At 44.8% G+C, this 17,615-nt stretch carries 15 protein-coding genes; 11 read left to right on the forward strand and 4 right to left on the reverse strand.

Annotation, left to right across the window (positions count from 1 at the left end; translation table 11 throughout):
* Positions 1-261 precede the first annotated feature (261 nt).
* Positions 262-516: a hypothetical protein gene (locus EPX21_RS05715; protein WP_134088710.1), complete on the reverse strand. Its 255-nt coding sequence runs from the start codon at positions 514-516 to the stop codon at positions 262-264.
* 102 nt (positions 517-618) lie between these two features.
* Positions 619-801: a DUF3606 domain-containing protein gene (locus tag EPX21_RS05720; RefSeq protein WP_134088711.1), complete on the reverse strand. Its 183-nt coding sequence runs from the start codon at positions 799-801 to the stop codon at positions 619-621.
* A gap of 181 nt (positions 802-982) precedes the next feature.
* Between EPX21_RS05720 and EPX21_RS05725 the strand changes: the two genes are divergently transcribed.
* A complete protein-coding gene (locus EPX21_RS05725; RefSeq protein ID WP_134088712.1) occupies positions 983-1,699 on the forward strand; it encodes a response regulator transcription factor in 717 nt (238 codons plus the stop codon).
* A gap of 89 nt (positions 1,700-1,788) precedes the next feature.
* Here the strand turns inward: EPX21_RS05725 and EPX21_RS05730 are convergent, their stop codons facing one another.
* Positions 1,789-1,956 carry a hypothetical protein gene (locus EPX21_RS05730; protein WP_206106011.1) on the reverse strand — a complete coding sequence of 56 codons (168 nt, stop codon included), beginning with the start codon at positions 1,954-1,956 and terminating at the stop codon, positions 1,789-1,791.
* Positions 1,957-2,110: 154 nt separating this feature from the next.
* On the opposite strand from EPX21_RS05730, the gene EPX21_RS05735 reads away from it, so the two are divergent.
* The 8 genes from EPX21_RS05735 (at position 2,111) to EPX21_RS05770 (ending at position 12,917) form a co-directional block, all read left to right on the forward strand.
* Positions 2,111-3,220, forward strand: coding sequence for a serine hydrolase (locus tag EPX21_RS05735; protein WP_134088713.1), 1,110 nt, complete (start codon positions 2,111-2,113; stop codon positions 3,218-3,220).
* A gap of 232 nt (positions 3,221-3,452) precedes the next feature.
* On the forward strand, positions 3,453-4,046 hold the full coding sequence (locus EPX21_RS05740) for an RNA polymerase sigma-70 factor (protein ID WP_134088714.1): 594 nt from the start codon (positions 3,453-3,455) through the stop codon (positions 4,044-4,046).
* A 100-nt stretch (positions 4,047-4,146) separates the two neighbouring features.
* The gene (locus EPX21_RS05745) at positions 4,147-5,346 is read left to right on the forward strand and encodes a FecR family protein (protein WP_134088715.1); all 1,200 of its coding nucleotides are present in this window, start codon (positions 4,147-4,149) and stop codon (positions 5,344-5,346) included.
* Positions 5,347-5,601: 255 nt separating this feature from the next.
* Positions 5,602-9,084 carry a SusC/RagA family TonB-linked outer membrane protein gene (locus EPX21_RS05750; protein ID WP_206106012.1) on the forward strand — a complete coding sequence of 1,161 codons (3,483 nt, stop codon included), beginning with the start codon at positions 5,602-5,604 and terminating at the stop codon, positions 9,082-9,084.
* A gap of 4 nt (positions 9,085-9,088) precedes the next feature.
* Entirely contained in the window at positions 9,089-10,549 is a 1,461-nt protein-coding gene (locus tag EPX21_RS05755; RefSeq protein WP_206106013.1) for a SusD/RagB family nutrient-binding outer membrane lipoprotein, read from the forward strand.
* 21 nt (positions 10,550-10,570) lie between these two features.
* Positions 10,571-10,750, forward strand: coding sequence for a penicillin acylase family protein (locus EPX21_RS05760; protein ID WP_134088716.1), 180 nt, complete (start codon positions 10,571-10,573; stop codon positions 10,748-10,750).
* Between the two features lie 59 nt (positions 10,751-10,809).
* Positions 10,810-11,910, forward strand: coding sequence for a S9 family peptidase (locus tag EPX21_RS05765; RefSeq protein ID WP_206106014.1), 1,101 nt, complete (start codon positions 10,810-10,812; stop codon positions 11,908-11,910).
* A gap of 146 nt (positions 11,911-12,056) precedes the next feature.
* Positions 12,057-12,917, forward strand: coding sequence for an aminotransferase class IV (locus tag EPX21_RS05770; RefSeq protein WP_134088717.1), 861 nt, complete (start codon positions 12,057-12,059; stop codon positions 12,915-12,917).
* On the opposite strand, the gene EPX21_RS05775 is transcribed toward EPX21_RS05770, so the two are convergent.
* Complete coding sequence (locus tag EPX21_RS05775) at positions 12,914-14,089, reverse strand: P1 family peptidase (protein WP_240768543.1); 1,176 nt, start codon at positions 14,087-14,089, stop codon at positions 12,914-12,916. The genes EPX21_RS05770 and EPX21_RS05775 overlap by 4 nt on opposite strands.
* A 243-nt stretch (positions 14,090-14,332) precedes the next feature.
* On the opposite strand from EPX21_RS05775, the gene EPX21_RS05780 reads away from it, so the two are divergent.
* Positions 14,333-16,711: an ABC transporter permease gene (locus EPX21_RS05780; protein WP_134088718.1), complete on the forward strand. Its 2,379-nt coding sequence runs from the start codon at positions 14,333-14,335 to the stop codon at positions 16,709-16,711.
* A gap of 144 nt (positions 16,712-16,855) precedes the next feature.
* Complete coding sequence (locus EPX21_RS05785; RefSeq protein WP_134088719.1) at positions 16,856-17,587, forward strand: DUF4262 domain-containing protein; 732 nt, start codon at positions 16,856-16,858, stop codon at positions 17,585-17,587.
* The last annotated feature ends 28 nt before the right edge of the window (positions 17,588-17,615 follow it).

The following is a 17,615-nucleotide window of genomic DNA, read 5'->3' on the forward strand; positions in this document are numbered from 1 at the left end:
AAAAATTAATAAATTTATAACTCGAAAGTCTCCTTAAGGTTTCATCCTAATGTGTCTAATTTAGTTTGAAGACGTACAAACAGGTATAAACAAGTTAGAAGGACTAAAGAAGCTCCCATCGATGCCAAGACGGTATATGTCAATAGATAAAAGCTTAACGATATAACAGCAGTGGTAGCTTTCATAAAAAAGGTTTTACTTACTATGTAGAAAGGGTAACACAAAAGCAGGGTCTTATGTTTGCCGCTGCTACCATCTTCTTTATCCGGTGTTTCCTTTGTGGATGACTTTATAACAAGTATGCTCATCACAACCGTACTTTAACAAATCGTCGATGATAATGAATTCACTGTCTTCATGCTCTTTCGCCAGCGGAGAGTAAAGGAAATCGTCCATGTCCCATCGACAAGGCGTTAACAGAAATTCCTCACCCATTGGCGGCTCTTCGGCTAGCAGTACGGTATACCCCTGCTCTTTCAGTTTTTGCAGAAGCTCTTTGCTGATTGCTATTTCCATGATTCACTTTGATTGAAACCTATTAAAAAACCCGCCTACATATCATCTATATGCAGGCGGGACTACCCTAAAACTAAAAAAACACCAAAAACACCGCTTAACTCATTCCGATTTACGGAGATAGGCTTCCACCGCGTCCCGCTCATTGCCTACCTGCTCAACAGCCCGGAGCACTTCCTCTTTACTGACTCCAAACTTTTTCTCCAAATATGCTATTTCGTATTGCTCATTCGTGTTTATCAACAGCCTGTCTCTTCCGTTTCTGATACTTTTATCGTCTGCCATCGTATGTATTTTTCTTTTTACAACAGAAAGAGATACATAAATGTTTACTTGCGACAACCTTTATAGCGCAAAAGCTGAATCTTTATTTCTGTTCCAAGCAAATTATGCATTGATCATATAAATTTATTTTCTATATTTATATGATCAATCGATATATCCTGTCGATCTAAACAGAAATGCAATGGCAAACCTAAAATCCATTCCATCAGCCTCCCTAGGGCAGCATGTGCAAGCTCAATTGTATACCCTCGGTAATCGACTACAACAGGGAAAACTGAAATTAGAAGACATTGGCGACTATTTACCCGGCAGTGTGATGCTACAGAACATTAAAAGTTTAACAAATATTTATATGAATACCTACGGAGCGGACAGGCTCCGTCGCTCATCGGAGGAGCTACAATTGATGGGACCCGATTATTTTAAACAGTTTTTTCCACAAGATGAAATGCCTGCTATTAAAAAGCAATTGCTGAATTACTTACGGCGTGATGATTCGCAGACATTGTTCTCTTTTTATCAGCGGGTGAAGACGGGACATAAAGGTACTTATGAATGGCACCTCACCACTACACGTACATATCATGCAGAAGCCGGTCTGCTACTCCATCTCTCATTGCCGGCGGAAGGCTTAACACAGGCTTCTAACCAGTTCCATTACTTAGCTGATCAGAGCGCCTATTGTGCGAAACACTTTCATCTGTTCAACGCACTAAGCAAGCGTGAAAAGGAGATTATCAGCCTCATTGCCGAAGGGAAAAGCAGTTGCCATATCTCGGATGTATTATTCATTTCCATTCACACCGTAAACAATCACCGAAAGAACATCATCCGCAAGCTCAATATTACGAGCCTAGCCGAACTGATCCGGTTTGCGGTTGCTTTTGGACTGATCTGAACTGAAAGATAGACGCGTGACATTAGTTACTGCTGTTCAAAATCATAAAATTCAAGCCGACCGCCTCATTTTTGACCTTTAAAGCGAATTTACGGCATCAAAACAGCACGTCCTCTTAACTTTCCCGCCCGCATTTTATCATACTTCCAAGGCCTGATCCATTGGAAACTTCTCCACAGCAATGTGAATTTTGCCCATCTCGCCAATCCGATCACCTCCAAGAGCTCCGATTTCGAGCCCCAATAAGGCATACTCATATTGGCTGGCCCCTAGTGGAATACGTTATATAAACCGCTGAGAAGGTTCTTGACCACCGCACAATAAAAGTCGCGCGGCAACTACCCCGACTCACCGTTATAGGTGTCATATAAAGAAAAGAAAGCCCCTTAACCAACGCTAGTTTTTTAAAACATGGAAAAAAATATGTTCAACGTCCCCTCCTTGGTCGCTAAATGGATATCAATCGGCCTATCAGTTGCTTTTTTCACCTTTAGTTATCTTCCTTCTTACAGTCAGGATTCCGCCATTATAGCCTCGCAAAAACTCGTGAAGGCCTTTATGCAAAAGCACCATTTGCCAGGATTAAGCATCTCTGTTGCGAAAAAGGGTAAACTCATTTGGTCGGAAGGCTTTGGTTATGCAGACTTGGAGCAAGGTGTGCAAGTTGATCCGGCAAACACCAAATTTAGGATAGGAAGCGTTTCTAAAACCTTTACATCCACGGCCATCGGTCTGTTATACGAAGAGGGTAAATTAAATTTGGAAGCGCCTATCCAGCGGTATGTTCCGGAATTCCCTAAAAAGAAATGGGACATAAACTTGCGACAACTAGCCGGGCACACAGCCGGCATACGCCATTACCGGGGTGAAGAAAACTGGAGCAATAAATACTATCCAACGGTATTAGAAGGCTTGGCGATCTTTCGGGAAGACAGCTTGCTGTTTAAACCTGGAACCGACTATAGTTATTCAAGTTATGGATGGAATCTAATCAGCGCTGCGTTGGAAAGTGCAAGCGAAATGGATTTTCTACCCTATATGCAAAAACATGTTTTTGGCCCAATGGGCATGACGAACACTGTGCCTGAATTCATGGATAGCCTAATTCAAAATCGCACCCGCTATTATGTTCAAAACGAACAGCAACAGCTCTTAAACGCCCCTACTGTCGATAATAGCTATAAATGGGCCGGAGGCGGTTTTCTTTCCACTACAGAAGATCTCATTCTATTTGGAAGGGCCTTTCTGGAAAACAACCTGCTGCGAGCCGCTACAAAGTCCCTACTTTGGACACCGCAGAAAACTACAGCGGGTACATCAACAGATTACGGCATGGGATGGCGAACCTATCACTTCGACGGTCGCGATTGGATAGGACACAGTGGTGGATCAGTCGGTGGAACGACTATTTTTGTCTTATATCCACCCGAAGAGCTCATTGTGGCGATAACCGTAAACATGACAGGCGTCAAATATGAGGATTTGCACTTTAAAATCGGCGCGTACTTTCTATCCGAGTAACACGGAAAGACAGTATTAACATTTTCAATAAATAAACAGCAATATTTTTAAATATTTAGCCGTTTAATACGGATTTCGTTAACAAACAAACACCACTGATCCATATTTTTTTGATAAAAACATAAAATTCATTAGTTAAAAATACTACATTAGCTGAAACTAAAATAAAAACACACACATTTTATCGATTTCGACAGCATATAGCTTTTTTTACTAATTGAAGCCTTTTTTTATGAAAAAAATCAAAGATTATGAAGAGAAAAAACTATTAAAAGAACTTTCTTTAGGAAACAGCATAGCGTTTGAAACGATTTTTGACCGCTATCAAGGGTTGGTTTATTCGTTTGCGAAACGATTAACGCGTTCTGATAGTTTGTCGGAAGAAATTGTGCAGGAAGTCTTCATACGCATTTGGATGGGAAGGAAAAAAATGGTCGAAGTGCAAAACTTTGGTGCCTACCTTAATCGTGCCGTACGGAACCAGGTTTATAATGCGCTGAGACAATTAGCTATTCGCGAAAAGGCTAGGGAGCAAATGCAGCAAGACGTCTTCTTCATAGAAGAAGAAGATGCCGGATATATCGACCAAGAAGCTTTGGAAAATTTGCTAAAAAAAGCGATCGATCGACTTACACCACAGCAAAAAAAAGTATACAACTTATGCTATCAAGAAGGCTATAAATACCAAGACGCGGCCAAAAAACTAAACATTTCTTCACTTACCGTACATTCTCACATGAAAATAGCACTAAAAACCATCAGAACTTATATAGGCGCCAGAATAGACGCCGTATTTGTGCTACTTTTCGCATTTTTAAGAAAATAAAGCTCGTATAAAAAGCAAAAAACTTTTTTTACCAAAAAAAACAACATCAAACTACCCCATTTTAATAATTCAGGTGTCATCTTACTAAATAACCCACACTATGTACGACGCCCGGATTATTTTTCTGTTCGAAAAATATAAAAACCAGCAAACAACGCCTTCCGAGGAGCAGGAACTGCTCAGCTATTTTGCTGATCCGGTGTACATGAGTAAGCTAAAGATCTTATTGGGAGATGCTTTTGATCGCCAAAAAATCGAATATGCCTTAGACGACCGCCGGGCAAGCCATTTATTGGAACGTATAAAGATGGCCGATCAGCATACGCGCAACGCGATTTTACAATTTGGCGAACAAAGAAAGAGATCAAAGTCCATACTGAGGCGGTTCTCTGCGGCCATAGCTGTTCTGCTGCTTGCTTCCGGTGCGTATTACTGGTGGCACTATGCCAACGATATGGGAAGCGTTAAAAACCGGCCAATGCTAATGACAGAAACAGGTTGGACGGATCGACCAACGCTCACCTTATCAAATGGACAGCAACTCGTCATAGACGACATGCAGCAAGGTACATGGATCGGCGACGCGGGCGTCCGGATATACAAAGAAACTGCAAGCGAACTTAGATATGAACAGCATAATATGGAAAAAGCCGCCTATTCGTCGGCTCTCCATCGGATTGATGTGCCCTATGGAAAACAGATACGGATCAGACTAACGGATGGTACCAGGGTGGTGGTAAATGCCTGCTCGGCGCTGATCTACCGCCCCTCCACGCCGCAACACCGACGGTGGGTAAAACTCATGGGAGAAGCGTACTTTGATGTAAAAAAAATGAGCATCCCGTTCATCATAGAAGCTAAGAACCAGCAGATTACGGTATTAGGCACGAAACTTAACGTACTCGCCTATCCGGACGAAGAGGGCTTAAAAACGACCCTAGTAGATGGAAGAATCAAGTTGAACCATACCCTCTTAAAGCCGGGAGAACAAGCGACATTAAAAGACGGAAACATTATTCTAAACAAGGTAAATACCGATCAGGTCGTTGCCTGGACGAACGGCTATATGACTCTTGACAATGAAGACATTTACGCGATTATGCGGAAAATTTCCCGTTGGTATCGAGTAAACGTAACCTACCAGGGTGATCTCCCTTCTGACCAGTTTGGAGGAGTAGTTAAACAGTTTCGACATGTCGAAGATTTATTGGACGTTTTAACGGAGTTGGGAGGAATACATTTTAAAATTTTCGCGGCTCCCCCCGGCGAGAAGGAAAGGAGGATTGTGGTTATGCCTTAAAAGCGAACATCGAGATATAACCGAAACAAGAACCCCGGAATGTAGCCGCATTCCAGGGTAAAGTTAGGTTAAACACATCAAGCCTTTATAAAAAAGGCAGCAAACTAATAGAATATGGAATTAACCTAATGCAACAAATGTATGAAAATTTGCATTATAAAGGGATGCTACATTGCTCTACGTAGCCTCATTTGTAATAATTACCGAAGCATCGGGCACCTGCCTTATCAGACTATCTTGTGCAATAAATGGACAATGCGACTACCTATTACCTTACTTTATTTGACTCTTTTCCTTTTACAGCTGGGCTACGCAGCAAAAGCACAAAAAGTGAGTATATCAGCACGTAAGGCAACCTTGGAACAAATCTTCCATGAAATTCAGGTACAAACGGATTATGCGATTATTTATAAAGTCAGTGATTTAAAAAACGTTTCCGTACCTAACATCACCCTCCATGATGCATCATTGACGACCGCAATGGATCAAGTGTTAAAAAACAGTGGCCTCACTTATCTTTTGAAAAACAAGACCATTATCATCCGCAAGGAAAATAAGCCGAACCGCCGTGAAGTACTAAACGTGCAAGAACAGATCTCAGGTAAAGTGCTAGGAGAAGATGGTCAACCGCTAAGCGGTGTTAGCGTTAGTGTGGTAGGCGCACAAGGCGGCACATCAACCAATGAGGAAGGGATTTTCCACATTTCGGTAACCGACCCAGCAGCCAAGCTGCGCTTTTCTTATATCGGTTATCAGGTGAAAGAAATCGCCCTAGGTCAATCCACTTCGCTAACGGTACAAATGGAACCTGATAATCAATTATTAGACGCCGTCGTGGTAACTGCCTTGGGCTTTAAAGAGGTGAAAGACCGTTTAGGATCGACTTCCTCAACGGTCAAAGCCTCAGACATCGTCAGATCGGGTGAAACCGGACTAATTAATGGTTTGGCCGGCAAAGCTGCCGGCGTACAAATCAACCGGTCTTCCGGTGATCCCGGCGCCGGCTCAAATATCCAGATCAGGGGGCAAAATACCATCACCGGCTCTAACCAGCCCTTAGTGATTATCGATGGGATTCCCATGAGTAATAGCACCTTGGGCGATGCGCGGGGTGGCGTAGCGCAGCAGTCTCGTTTGAATGATATCAATCCGGAAGATATCGAAAGCATGCAAGTATTAAAAGGAGCGTCCGCTGCAGGCTTGTGGGGTTCGCGAGCGGCCAATGGAGTAATCGTGATTACGACTAAGCAGGGCGCAAACGACAATAAGCTCAACGTCAACTTCTCATCAACCACTTCGCTCGATGAGGTGAACCGCCTTCATCCTTTGCAAAGCAACTACGGACAAGGTTCGAACGGCGTCTTTAACCCTACTTCCCAATTTTCGTGGGGCGACAAAATCGACGACCGTTCCGGAGGCGAAGACGAAGTCGACCGCAACGGAGCACGCTTTGAAGCCTATAACGGCAAAACGTTTTATCCCATTATTCAAAAGAATTCAAGGGAGATCTACAACGAAGAACGGGAAAATGCAGTTTTCCGTACAGGCACCTATTTTGATAATAACCTAAGTTTAAGCGGTGGCAATGAGAAGGGGAATTTTTATTTAGGTCTGGGCCGATTGGATCAGAAGGGTGTGTTTAACGGCCAAAGTGATTACGGAAGAAACACGGTACGACTGAATACGTCCCGAAAATTCAACGACTTTGTTACCGCTTCAGCACGTGCCAACTATATTAAAACGTCGGCAAACCGCATTCAAAAAGGCGACAATAGCAGTGGGCTGTATATCGGCATGCTGCGTTCTTCCCCTGATTTTGACAGCCGCTATTGGAAAGGCGATTATTACGCCTCTCCTACCGCATCTGCTATCCCCAACCGTCAGCGGTCTTACCGGAATTACTTAGGTGCCTCGGCAAACCCAGGTTATAACGACCCGCTTTGGAGTATTCACGAGCTGACCAATTTAACAGAGGTAGAACGGTTTTTAATGAGCGCCGAATTGGTAATTAAACCGGTAGATTGGTTTGACCTAACCACCCGCGGCGGTATTGATTCTTACAACGACCGCCGTGTAACGAATCACCCGCTAAACTCGGTACTCAATTCGGGAAGAGGAAGCTATGAACAGGAGATCATCAAGGAGACAGAAAATAACCTGGACATTATTGGAAGGGTTATCAAGGATATCAGTCCGGCCGTTAGCAGCACCTGGATCCTCGGCTTTAACGTTAACGACCGAAAATACCATGAGCTGGGCGGCACGATGAATAATTTCATTATGGACGACGTGCCTCCGAATTTCTCAAATTCAACCTACGAAAATAATTATCCATACAACAGCGAATCCCACCGCCGTACGGCGCGTTTGTATGCGACCCTCAACTTAGGATACCGGGAGCAACTGTATCTAAACCTTTCAGGCGCCGGCGAGTCAGGCTCTACATTCGGAAGCGCCTCAAAATCGACGTTCTACTATCCCTCGGCAGATATTGCCTGGCTGTTTAGTCAACTTCCCGGTCTGCAGAACAAGGTGTTATCGTTCGGAAAATTAAGAGGCTCGTATGGAATTGTCGGCATTCAACCGGAGCCCTATCGAAACACGACCCCCTTTATAACGGCCTCCTTTGGTAATTGGGCAAACGACCTGAGTGGTGCCGGTTATGGCGGAGCCTACGTAGAAAGCACGGTACAGGGAGATCCTTATTTAAAACCGGAACGTAAAACCGAATGGGAAATAGGAACGGATCTGCGCTTCTTCGACAATAAACTGAGCGTGGGATACACCTATTATCAGAACAAGATTGTCGACCTGCTTTTACAAGTTTCTGCTGCGGGCTCCACCGGTTTCCGGCAGCGTTATACCAATGCCGGCAAAATGGAAAACAAAGGAATGGAGCTGGACCTAAATTATAATATATTGAGCAAGAACGATTTTTCGTGGAATGTATTTGCCAATTGGAGCCGAAACCGCAATCGGGTGACCGATCTAGCGGGAACCGACTTGATCACCTTCACCGGTGGTGCACTGAGTACGGTCGCGCGCGTCGGCTCTGCGATGTCTACCTTCTATGGAGGGGCCTATCAACGCAATCCGGACGGTTCCTTGGCACTAACATCGACCGGTTTCCCGCAATTGTCTACCGAGTCCCAAATTATCGGCGACCCGAATCCCAATTGGCGGGGAGGCATCGGAACTGATCTTTCCTATAAAAAGGTCCATTTGCATGTCCTATTGGAAACCTTTCAGGGGGGCGACTTCTACGAAGGAACCCGCGGAACCCTTTATAACTTCGGAACACATGCAGATGTAGGGCATGAAGTTGCCTTAACACAGGATCTGTATAATTATGCAGGCAACGTCATTCCCGCAGGCAGTGTTGTTCGCGGCAATATCGGTGATTTTGGCGGAGGTCCGGTGCTATTAGATCAATCTTTTTATACGTCCATCGGTAGTCACACCGGCCAGCTTGCAGAACAGTTCGTAAGTGATGGGAGCTGGACCCGCATTCGCGAAATTTCATTGGGCTATGATTTAAACTCGCCTAAATTTCAAAACTGGTCGAAATTAAAATCGGTCAACATCACGGTTACGGCTCGAAATCCCTTCCTGTGGACGAAAATTTCAGGTATCGATCCCGAAACCAATGTAGCAGGCGTGGGAAATTCAAGGGGGGTGGACTATTTTAATAATCCGAGCACCCGATCGCTGGTTTTTAGTTTAAAAATTAATTATTAATCTCATGAATTGGAAGATGAAGAGCTATATATGGAAATCACTTTTGTTGGGATTTGTTGTCTTGGTCCATTCCTCCTGCGAGGACCTCGTAGAAAACTTGAATAACAACCCAAATGATCCGACGGATGCCACGGCCGCATTTGTGTTTAAGGGCGCCGAAATCGCCCACATGGCCGCGCATGAAGGCATGACCAGTAGGTTATCTTTGGTTTGGGCCAGCTACGGGAAAGGAGTAGCCTTGCAATACGGCACTTGGGGCGTTTATCAAATTACTGCAAACAATTTTGACGACGAGTGGAATTTGTATTTCACCGGCGCCAACAAAAACCTGCTTATTGCCATTCAGAAAGCGGACGAATTGGGGAACAGGAAAATGGCCGGTGTGGCGAAGATACTGAGAGCACATGCCATGGCTTCTGCCACAGAGCTCTGGGGTGACATCCCTTTTTCGGAAACAAGCGATCCGGAAGCTTATCCCAATCCGCGATTCGAAAGTCAGGACGAACTTTACCCAAAGCTGCAAGCTTTGTTGGACGAAGGCATCGCCGACCTCGCTACGGGCGTAGGCACCCTGAGTACGGAAGACCTCTTCTTGAGCGGCGATGCAGCTAAATGGCAGGAAGTGGCCTATACCCTGAAAGCGCGTTTGTATACGGACGTAAAGGCCTATACCGAAGCGTATGAAGCGGCACAGCACGGGATCAGCACCTATACAAATTCTTTGTATGCGCCGCATGGCACCTCAGTGAACGCCAACCAAAATGCGACGTTTACTTTGCTGACTTCTGTTCGCACCGGCAGTATTACTGGTGAAGATGCTTACAATGCGCTGATTCTAAATCCGCAGCATGCAGCTTATCGTGGAAATAGCAAAACCGACGAAACTGCGCGGTTCCGTTTTTATTATTTGGAAAACGGAATAAACGCACCCGGCGTTATCGAACCCAATACATTAACCACAAATGATAAACGCGGTTTTTTCGCCGAAGACGCTTCATTTCCGTTGGTCACTTATCAGGAAAACAGTCTCACCCTTGCCGAAATGGCCATACGATCAGGCAAAGGGCTTGAAGTGGCCCTTGGCCATCTCAACAGTTATCGTGCCTTTTTGAATCAAGGCGGCTATTTGCATAACACCTATAAGGAAGATGGAACCTATCGGTATTTACCTTACGACTTAGCCGATTTCGCAGTAGGAGGCATAGAAAATACAGACGGACTGAGCCAAGAAGCGGCCTTACTCAGAGAAATTTTAGAGGAGCGTTATGTCACTTTTTACGGACAGCATATTGGTTGGAACGATGAACGCCGCAACCGAAACGAAGTTTATGGCATTAAACTGACGCCAACGAACGGTTCGCGCCTACCCGCCCGATTTATTTATTCGCAAAATGAATTAAATTCAAACAGCAATAGTCCGGCCGAAGCGCCCAGTTTATTTGACCCGATCGCAATCTACCCGTAAACAAAGTAAACGCTTAGTACCATGCAGACAAAAGAAAAACGTTTAGCAGGCTTATTCGTCCAGCAATCCGGAGATCCTGAAAGTGTGCATTACCGCGACCTCTTTTCCCTTTGGAAAGATAATCGATATTTCCCGGTTTATTTTTCAAAAAAAAAGATTGAAGGGGTAGCAGATCAGGTTTTGGAATTACAGCCTAAGTAAGAGCTACATATACACGCAAGTTTTAATATAAATACCCTATTCAAATTAAACGTAAAAACATGAATCCATTTTCATTACACTCCACCTTATTGTTATTCTTTATCGTGTTAGGCAATCTTGTGCCGGTGAAAGCGCAGGAAAGAGAAAAGTCAGCGGAAGCCCAGATCGCCGCCCTGGAACGTCAGGTCGAAAACATGCAGCATACCTTTCAGAAAATTACGAAAGGCATCGACGATTTGTCATGGTATGATAAGTTGGCCGACTATGCTTATACGGATAAAGTCATCATCACCGGTCCCCCGCCCGCGGTGATTAAGAATCCAACAGCACAAGGGGCAAATAATCCGATCTTGTTCTCGGCCTACGTTTTTGTTCCGAAAACAATCGACATCCATAAAAAATATCCACTAATTGTATTACCTCACGGCGGTGTACATGCCTATTTTGAAACCTCTTATGCGCATATTATCCGTGAATTAATGGTACAGGAATATGTGGTGGTAGCGCCAGATTATCGCGGAAGCACAGGCTACGGCGCCGGCTTTTATCGTTTAATCGATTATGGCGGCTTAGAAGTGGACGACGTACAGGCGAGTCGCGATTATATGCTGGAAAACTATGATTTTCTGGATAAAGGCAGGGTCGGTATTATGGGATGGAGTCACGGGGGCATGATTACGCTATTGAGCCTATTTAATCACCCCGAAAATTATGCAGTAGGCTATGCTGGTGTTCCCGTGAGCGACTTGGTGGCAAGAATGGGATACAAGAGTCAAAGCTATCGGGATTTATATGCGGCGGATTACCACATGGGGAAACAGGCGGTAGATAATGTAGCGGAATATCGTAAAAGATCGCCAGCCTGGAATGCCGCAAAGCTGAAAACACCCCTATTGGTACACACTAACACCAATGATGAGGATGTAAACGTGTTGGAAGTAGAACATCTCATCCAAGCGCTGAAAGCAGAGGGTAAAAAGTTTGACTATGAGATATATAAAGATAAGCCCGGAGGACACCATTATGACCGGATCGATAATTATGGAGCGAAGGAAATTCGTTTAAAAGTATATAAATTTCTAGAGCAATACCTCAAACCCAATAAACCTTTTAACAATTTGGATGAATTAATCAAAGCCAGTTATTTCCCACGTGATTAGCCCCGCTATGCCCCACCTTTTTGCCGGCCCCACGGACGAAAAGGTGGGGTCACTTAAACAAAACACCGACAGCATTCGATAAAGACGGAGATTTCTGCGTTCTTTATTATAAATTAGCGCTGTCTAATTCTGCAACTGCATTATATATGAGTCCAACATACCCTCAAACTGTTTTTCTGAACGGTCGCTGGATACCGGCTGACCAGGCTACCTTATCTGTTTTTGACCGCGGTTTTATGCTCGGCGACGGCATATACGAAGTGATTCCCTTTTATCAAGGAAAGCCGTTTTTGTTACAGGCGCACCTCAATCGCCTCCATTATTCCTTGCAGGAGGTAGCAATTATGACGAAGCTCGTTTCATGGGAAGATATAGTGACAGAAGCAATCCAGCATGCGGGCTTGTCCAATGCAGATGGTGCCGTTTATATGCAGGTCAGTCGCGGTACAGCGCCGCGTACCCACTTTTTTCCAGAACAGACAGAACCGACGGTATTGTGTTACGCTTACCCTCTTCAACTCGCTGGTTTTGAACATAAAAGAGCCAAGGTACTTGTGCTCGAAGACAAGCGGTGGCATCGTTGTGATATCAAATCGACGTCCTTAATGGGGAATGTGCTGGCTAATAATGAAGCGCATCACCGAGGATATCAGGAAGCACTTTTATATCGTGGCGACTCTTTAACTGAAGGTACTCATACTTCCTCCTTTTTTGTGAAGCAAGCCCACGTATATACACATCCACAAGGACCGCAAATTCTCCCTGGCATTACACGGATGGAAGTGATCGCTATTTGTAAGGAACTTGGCATAGAGGTGAAGGAAGAACCGGTACCTTTGGATCGCTTGCCGACTATGGACGAGCTATTTTTAACTGGCACAACGACACAGGTATTGGCCATTGGGCAAGTAGACAAAGAGAACGAGACTCTTTTTCGACGCGAGGAGGTCGGGCCGATAACCCGGACGATTCAGGATGCCTTTAAACAAAGGCTAAACAATCTTTAATGCGGTTTATTTTCTTTTGGGAGGACAGAATAACGCCTTAATAAAGGAAGCACTTGTTCCATGGGCAGGGCAGAAACCTTCCGGCCATCTTTTCCAACCGTGGTTTTTGCCATTAGCAAAGAATTAATAATCGCTTCCTCGGCCGCTTCAATCGCAGCCATAAAGAGCGGTGATGTGGCGTCGTTGTTGAGATATGCTGCGCTTTGCGTAGGCCTTTCAGCGCTATAGGGCACGCGTAAGGCTTGGGCTGTGGAAAAAGCCAATACATAATCGCCGCTGCCGTTCGAGGCGATTCCTCCTGTCTTTGCCAGCCCCATAAAGGCCCGTTTAGCCAGTCGGCTCAAGTTGCGGCTATCTAAAGGGGCGTCGGTCGCCACAACGAGTATGCAAGAGCCATCTCCATTGTTTTGCAGTTGATCACTAAAGGCAAATTTGCCTAGGTCCTTCCCGATCGGTGCACCGGCAATTTGCAGTACCCCGCCAAAATTGCTTTGCACCAGCACGCCTACGGTGTAAGCGCCCAAACTTTCCGGAAGTTTCCTGGAGGCCGTGCCTATGCCGCCTTTGAAACCGAAACATACGGTTCCAGTTCCTGCTCCTACAGCGCCTTCCTCCGGGAGCCCCCGCACTGCTTGGCTGATGGCAGCCATTACATGTTTTTTGGTGATGTGCCGACCTCGGATATCGTTCAAGTATCCATCATTGGTCTCGCCCACCACTGCATTAACCGATTGTACATTTTCATTCCCTTTTTGAGACAGGGTATATTCCACAACGCCCGCGATACCTTCCGCCACATTAAGGGTATTGGTTAAAACAATGGGAGTCTCTATATTACCCAACTCCATCACTTGCGTACTTCCAGCCAATTTTCCGAAACCATTGCCCACAAAAGCAGCTGCGGGAACTTTTTCCTGGAAGAGGTTCCCACCATGGGGAAGAATCGCGGTCACACCCGTCCGAATGGAATCGCCTTCTATCAGCGTTTCATGGCCAACCAATACGCCTTCCACATCGGTAATGGCATTCAGTGGACCTGGAGGAAGTACCCCGATCGCTATGCCTAAATCGCGTGCCCGCTTTTGTTGCGCAACAACAGGCTCTATAATAAGGAAATGCAAAAAAAAGAGCGTCATTCCTAACATCGATGTATAGTTATTATTTCTCCGCATGCCCTAAACATACTAAAACCGGCGGTTCTTTCCAAAACAAGTCGGGCTTACAGGCTACCTATGTCCGCTAATGGACAAAATGGTGTCCGCTTTTCGGACACTTCTGCTAATCGAACCTACCTAAACAGCACAAATACAATCAAATACATTTTTGGCTTACTTACTGTACATCAACAAAAAGCAGTAATTGAACGGTGCAAATCGGCAGGAGCGAATTACGCGTGCAGACAAAAAAGCAACACCATGTTAAAGAACTATTTTAAAATAGCCTGGCGGAGTTTAATGAAAAACAAACTCTTCTCCTTTATCAATATTTTAGGACTTAGTATAGGCATCACCACCTGTATGATGATTTTCTTGTTCATCTTGAACGAATTCAGCGTTGATGATTTCCACGACAAGAAGGACCGCATTTACCGTGTTATGCGGGGCATTACCGTTAACGAACAAGAAAAAAATGTGGCTTACTTATCCGGGCCCTATGCACCGGCCTTACTCAATGACTTTAAAGGAGAAATTAAAAAGGCGGTACGTGTTAACCCTACGGAAGGCCTGGTAAGGATCGGCGACCAATCTTTCCTGGAGAAAAAAATATACGATGTCGACTCTGACTTCCTCCAACTGTTTTCGTTTCCCTTGCTAGCAGGCGATCCGTCAACGGTTTTAAAAGATCCCACAAACGTGGTACTTACCGAAAGCACGGCAAAGAAGTACTTCGGGGGCATCGATCAGGCTATGGGCCAAGTTATTGAATTAGACAAAAACCTTCAATTGAAGGTAATGGGCATTGCCAAAGACGTACCTTCCAATTCCCACCTTGATTTCGACTTATTGGTTCCGCTTGCCAACTACCAAAACAGCCCTAACATGACGGTCTGGATTAATAACGGCATGTATACCTATGTATTACTTGATCCAAAAACCAGCGAGCAACAGGTAGAAAGTCGCTTTGCCGCTTTTATGGAAAAATACATGGGCTCGGATGCACGCAGGTATGGGTATAAATTTTCACTTTCGCTTGCTCCCTTAAAAGACGTATATTTTGAGAACAGTACTTTTGATAATGCCAAACACGGAGATAAAGTGGTTGTCTATATCTTCTTATCCATAGCCCTACTTATTCTGTTGATTGCATGCATCAACTTCATGAACCTCTCGACGATCCGGGCAGTGGAACGCTCCAAAGAGGTCGGCGTAAGAAAAGTATTAGGCGCGCTACGCGACCACCTGATTAAACAGTTTATAGGTGAATCACTTTTGCTAACCCTCCTCTCCTGCATAGTTGCCGTGGCGTTATTGTTCGTGCTTATGCCACAATATAATAGCTTGCTGGGTTATACACTCACAGTGCCTTGGAGCAGTCCGTCCATCTGGTTATTCTTAATAGGTCTGATTGTGTTTATAGGACTACTTGCGGGCTTTTATCCGGCACTTTTTCTTTCGGCATTCTCTCCCATTCAAGCGTTAAAAGGAAAACTACGATTAGGAAAAGGCGGTGCTCTGTTCAGACACAGCTTGGTTATCATTCAATTTAGTATTTCGGTATTTTTGATTATAGGCACCGTTACGGTTGCCAAACAAATGAGTTATATAAAGAATAAGCAGCTCGGTTACAATGCCGAACAAGCCCTCATCGTTCCCATCGACAATATGGACATCTATAGAAACATGCAGGCCTTTAAAACCGCTTTGCAAAATGAGAGCTTCGTAAAATCGGTATCCCTGATGTCGGGCGAACCCGGCGGCTATTTCGATATTCAAATGTTCGAGGTGGAGGGACATGCGGAGAAATGGCGGGCACACTCGGAATTCGCAGATTTTGAATATGTTGAAACGCTGGGTTTAAAAATAATTGCAGGTCGCGATCTTTCAAAAGAATTCCCCACCGATTCAACCAACGCCGTATTGCTTAACCGCACAGCAGCTGCAGAACTCGGATGGACGCCCGACCAAGCTGTGGGGAAGCGCATCCGAAATACAGTTAGAGATAGTGCCGCGCGGAACGTAGTAGGCGTAGTAGCGGATTTTAACTTTTTATCCCTAAAAGAGAACATCGAGCCTTTGGTCATTTCCCCCTCAGAAGACAGACGGGTCTGCTTAATCAAACTACAAGCCGGCAACCTGAACGAGGCTGTGCATAAAGTAACAGCCATTTATAATAATGCGGCACCAGCGTACCCCTTAGCCTATCGGTTTCTCGACCAGCAGTTCGATACATTATACAAGAAGGACATCCTTCAACAAACATTACTGAGCATTTTTGCTGGACTGGCCATCTTTATAGCCTGCCTCGGCTTATTCGGCCTGGCTTCCTTTACCGCAGCCAAGCGTATTAAGGAAATCGGCGTCAGGAAAGTACTTGGATCGTCCGTTCAACATATTGTCATGCTCTTATCAAAAGACTTACTAAAACCGGTACTTATCGCTACCGCGATTACATTACCCGTCAGTTATTATGTAATGCGCCGTTGGCTGCAAAGCTTTGCTTATCAAACGGACTTGGCTTGGTGGGTCTTTTTGTTTGCGGCAGTTATCACCTTTGTTATTGCTTTTGCAACAATCAGCTTAAAGGCTATTAAAGCGGCCTTAGCCAACCCCATAGATAGTCTGCGGAATGAGTAAAAGGAAGGCCTTATCTATAAAGAAGAGCAGAACGACATTTAAACGGATATTTAACAGCAAATTGAAAACTATTCATTAAGTTTAACAGCAGAAATGTAAAACTTCTTGATTCTTATTGATTCGTGCAAATCCGTCAATCAAATTATGAGAAATGAAAACTCCCGTTACCTTGATAATGAACGATTCGAAAACAGCATAGCAAGCAATGGCTGGCATGTCATCATGGTAAAATCGACTGCTTATCAGCCCTCATTTGCCTATACCATTGGCCTTTGGCAAAATTTCAACCATCCCGAAGTAATCTGCTTAGGACTGCCTGCGGAGACGATGCATCTTATCCTCAACGATATCGGGGAATTAATAAAACAAGGCGAAACGATTCAGCTAAATAAACCTTACCAGGACTTCTTAGAAGACTATTTAACCACATTTATTTCGGTAGATCCTTCAAACATCAAAGACTACTTCGGTGCTGCCCTGGCGCATTATCAGGATCTCACCATGCCAGCCCTGCAATTCGTCTGGCCGGATAAAAACCATCGATTCCCTTGGGCCGAAAACTTCGAACCTAGTTTCAAGCGCTTACAGCCGCTGCTCGACCGAAATGCTGATTTCAAATTTATGGAAGATAAAAACCTCGCCGTATTTACAACCCGGCAATGGCTGGAGGAAGGGGCTCCTATTGTTGAAGTATACCACGACGAAGAAGGCGACTGGCAGTTTATTACCGAAGACTGGGAAGAAGAAGATATCAGAACCGTGGCTTTGGAAGAAATTGTAAAGCGGGATGCATCCATAAACGACTTGTTCAATCTTGATTACGGAGAAAGTGCCTATCGGGAAGACCTTACTTCTTCTTGGCACAGGACCGCGTAGCTGACCGATCTTTTCAAATTATAGCTTA

It is taken from the genome of Olivibacter sp. XZL3 (assembly GCF_004368405.1).
GTDB lineage: Bacteria > Bacteroidota > Bacteroidia > Sphingobacteriales > Sphingobacteriaceae > Olivibacter.

Coding starts and splice junctions, on each gene's coding strand:
- EPX21_RS05715 (WP_134088710.1), bottom strand. CDS start 516: ATGGAAATAGCAATCAGCAAAGAGCTTCTGCAAAAACTGAAAGAGCAG.
- EPX21_RS05720 (WP_134088711.1), bottom strand. CDS start 801: ATGGCAGACGATAAAAGTATCAGAAACGGAAGAGACAGGCTGTTGATA.
- EPX21_RS05725 (WP_134088712.1), top strand. CDS start 983: ATGGCAAACCTAAAATCCATTCCATCAGCCTCCCTAGGGCAGCATGTG.
- EPX21_RS05730 (WP_206106011.1), bottom strand. CDS start 1,956: ATGAGTATGCCTTATTGGGGCTCGAAATCGGAGCTCTTGGAGGTGATC.
- EPX21_RS05735 (WP_134088713.1), top strand. CDS start 2,111: ATGGAAAAAAATATGTTCAACGTCCCCTCCTTGGTCGCTAAATGGATA.
- EPX21_RS05740 (WP_134088714.1), top strand. CDS start 3,453: ATGAAAAAAATCAAAGATTATGAAGAGAAAAAACTATTAAAAGAACTT.
- EPX21_RS05745 (WP_134088715.1), top strand. CDS start 4,147: ATGTACGACGCCCGGATTATTTTTCTGTTCGAAAAATATAAAAACCAG.
- EPX21_RS05750 (WP_206106012.1), top strand. CDS start 5,602: ATGCGACTACCTATTACCTTACTTTATTTGACTCTTTTCCTTTTACAG.
- EPX21_RS05755 (WP_206106013.1), top strand. CDS start 9,089: ATGAATTGGAAGATGAAGAGCTATATATGGAAATCACTTTTGTTGGGA.
- EPX21_RS05760 (WP_134088716.1), top strand. CDS start 10,571: ATGCAGACAAAAGAAAAACGTTTAGCAGGCTTATTCGTCCAGCAATCC.
- EPX21_RS05765 (WP_206106014.1), top strand. CDS start 10,810: ATGAATCCATTTTCATTACACTCCACCTTATTGTTATTCTTTATCGTG.
- EPX21_RS05770 (WP_134088717.1), top strand. CDS start 12,057: ATGAGTCCAACATACCCTCAAACTGTTTTTCTGAACGGTCGCTGGATA.
- EPX21_RS05775 (WP_240768543.1), bottom strand. CDS start 14,089: ATGCGGAGAAATAATAACTATACATCGATGTTAGGAATGACGCTCTTT.
- EPX21_RS05780 (WP_134088718.1), top strand. CDS start 14,333: ATGTTAAAGAACTATTTTAAAATAGCCTGGCGGAGTTTAATGAAAAAC.
- EPX21_RS05785 (WP_134088719.1), top strand. CDS start 16,856: ATGAGAAATGAAAACTCCCGTTACCTTGATAATGAACGATTCGAAAAC.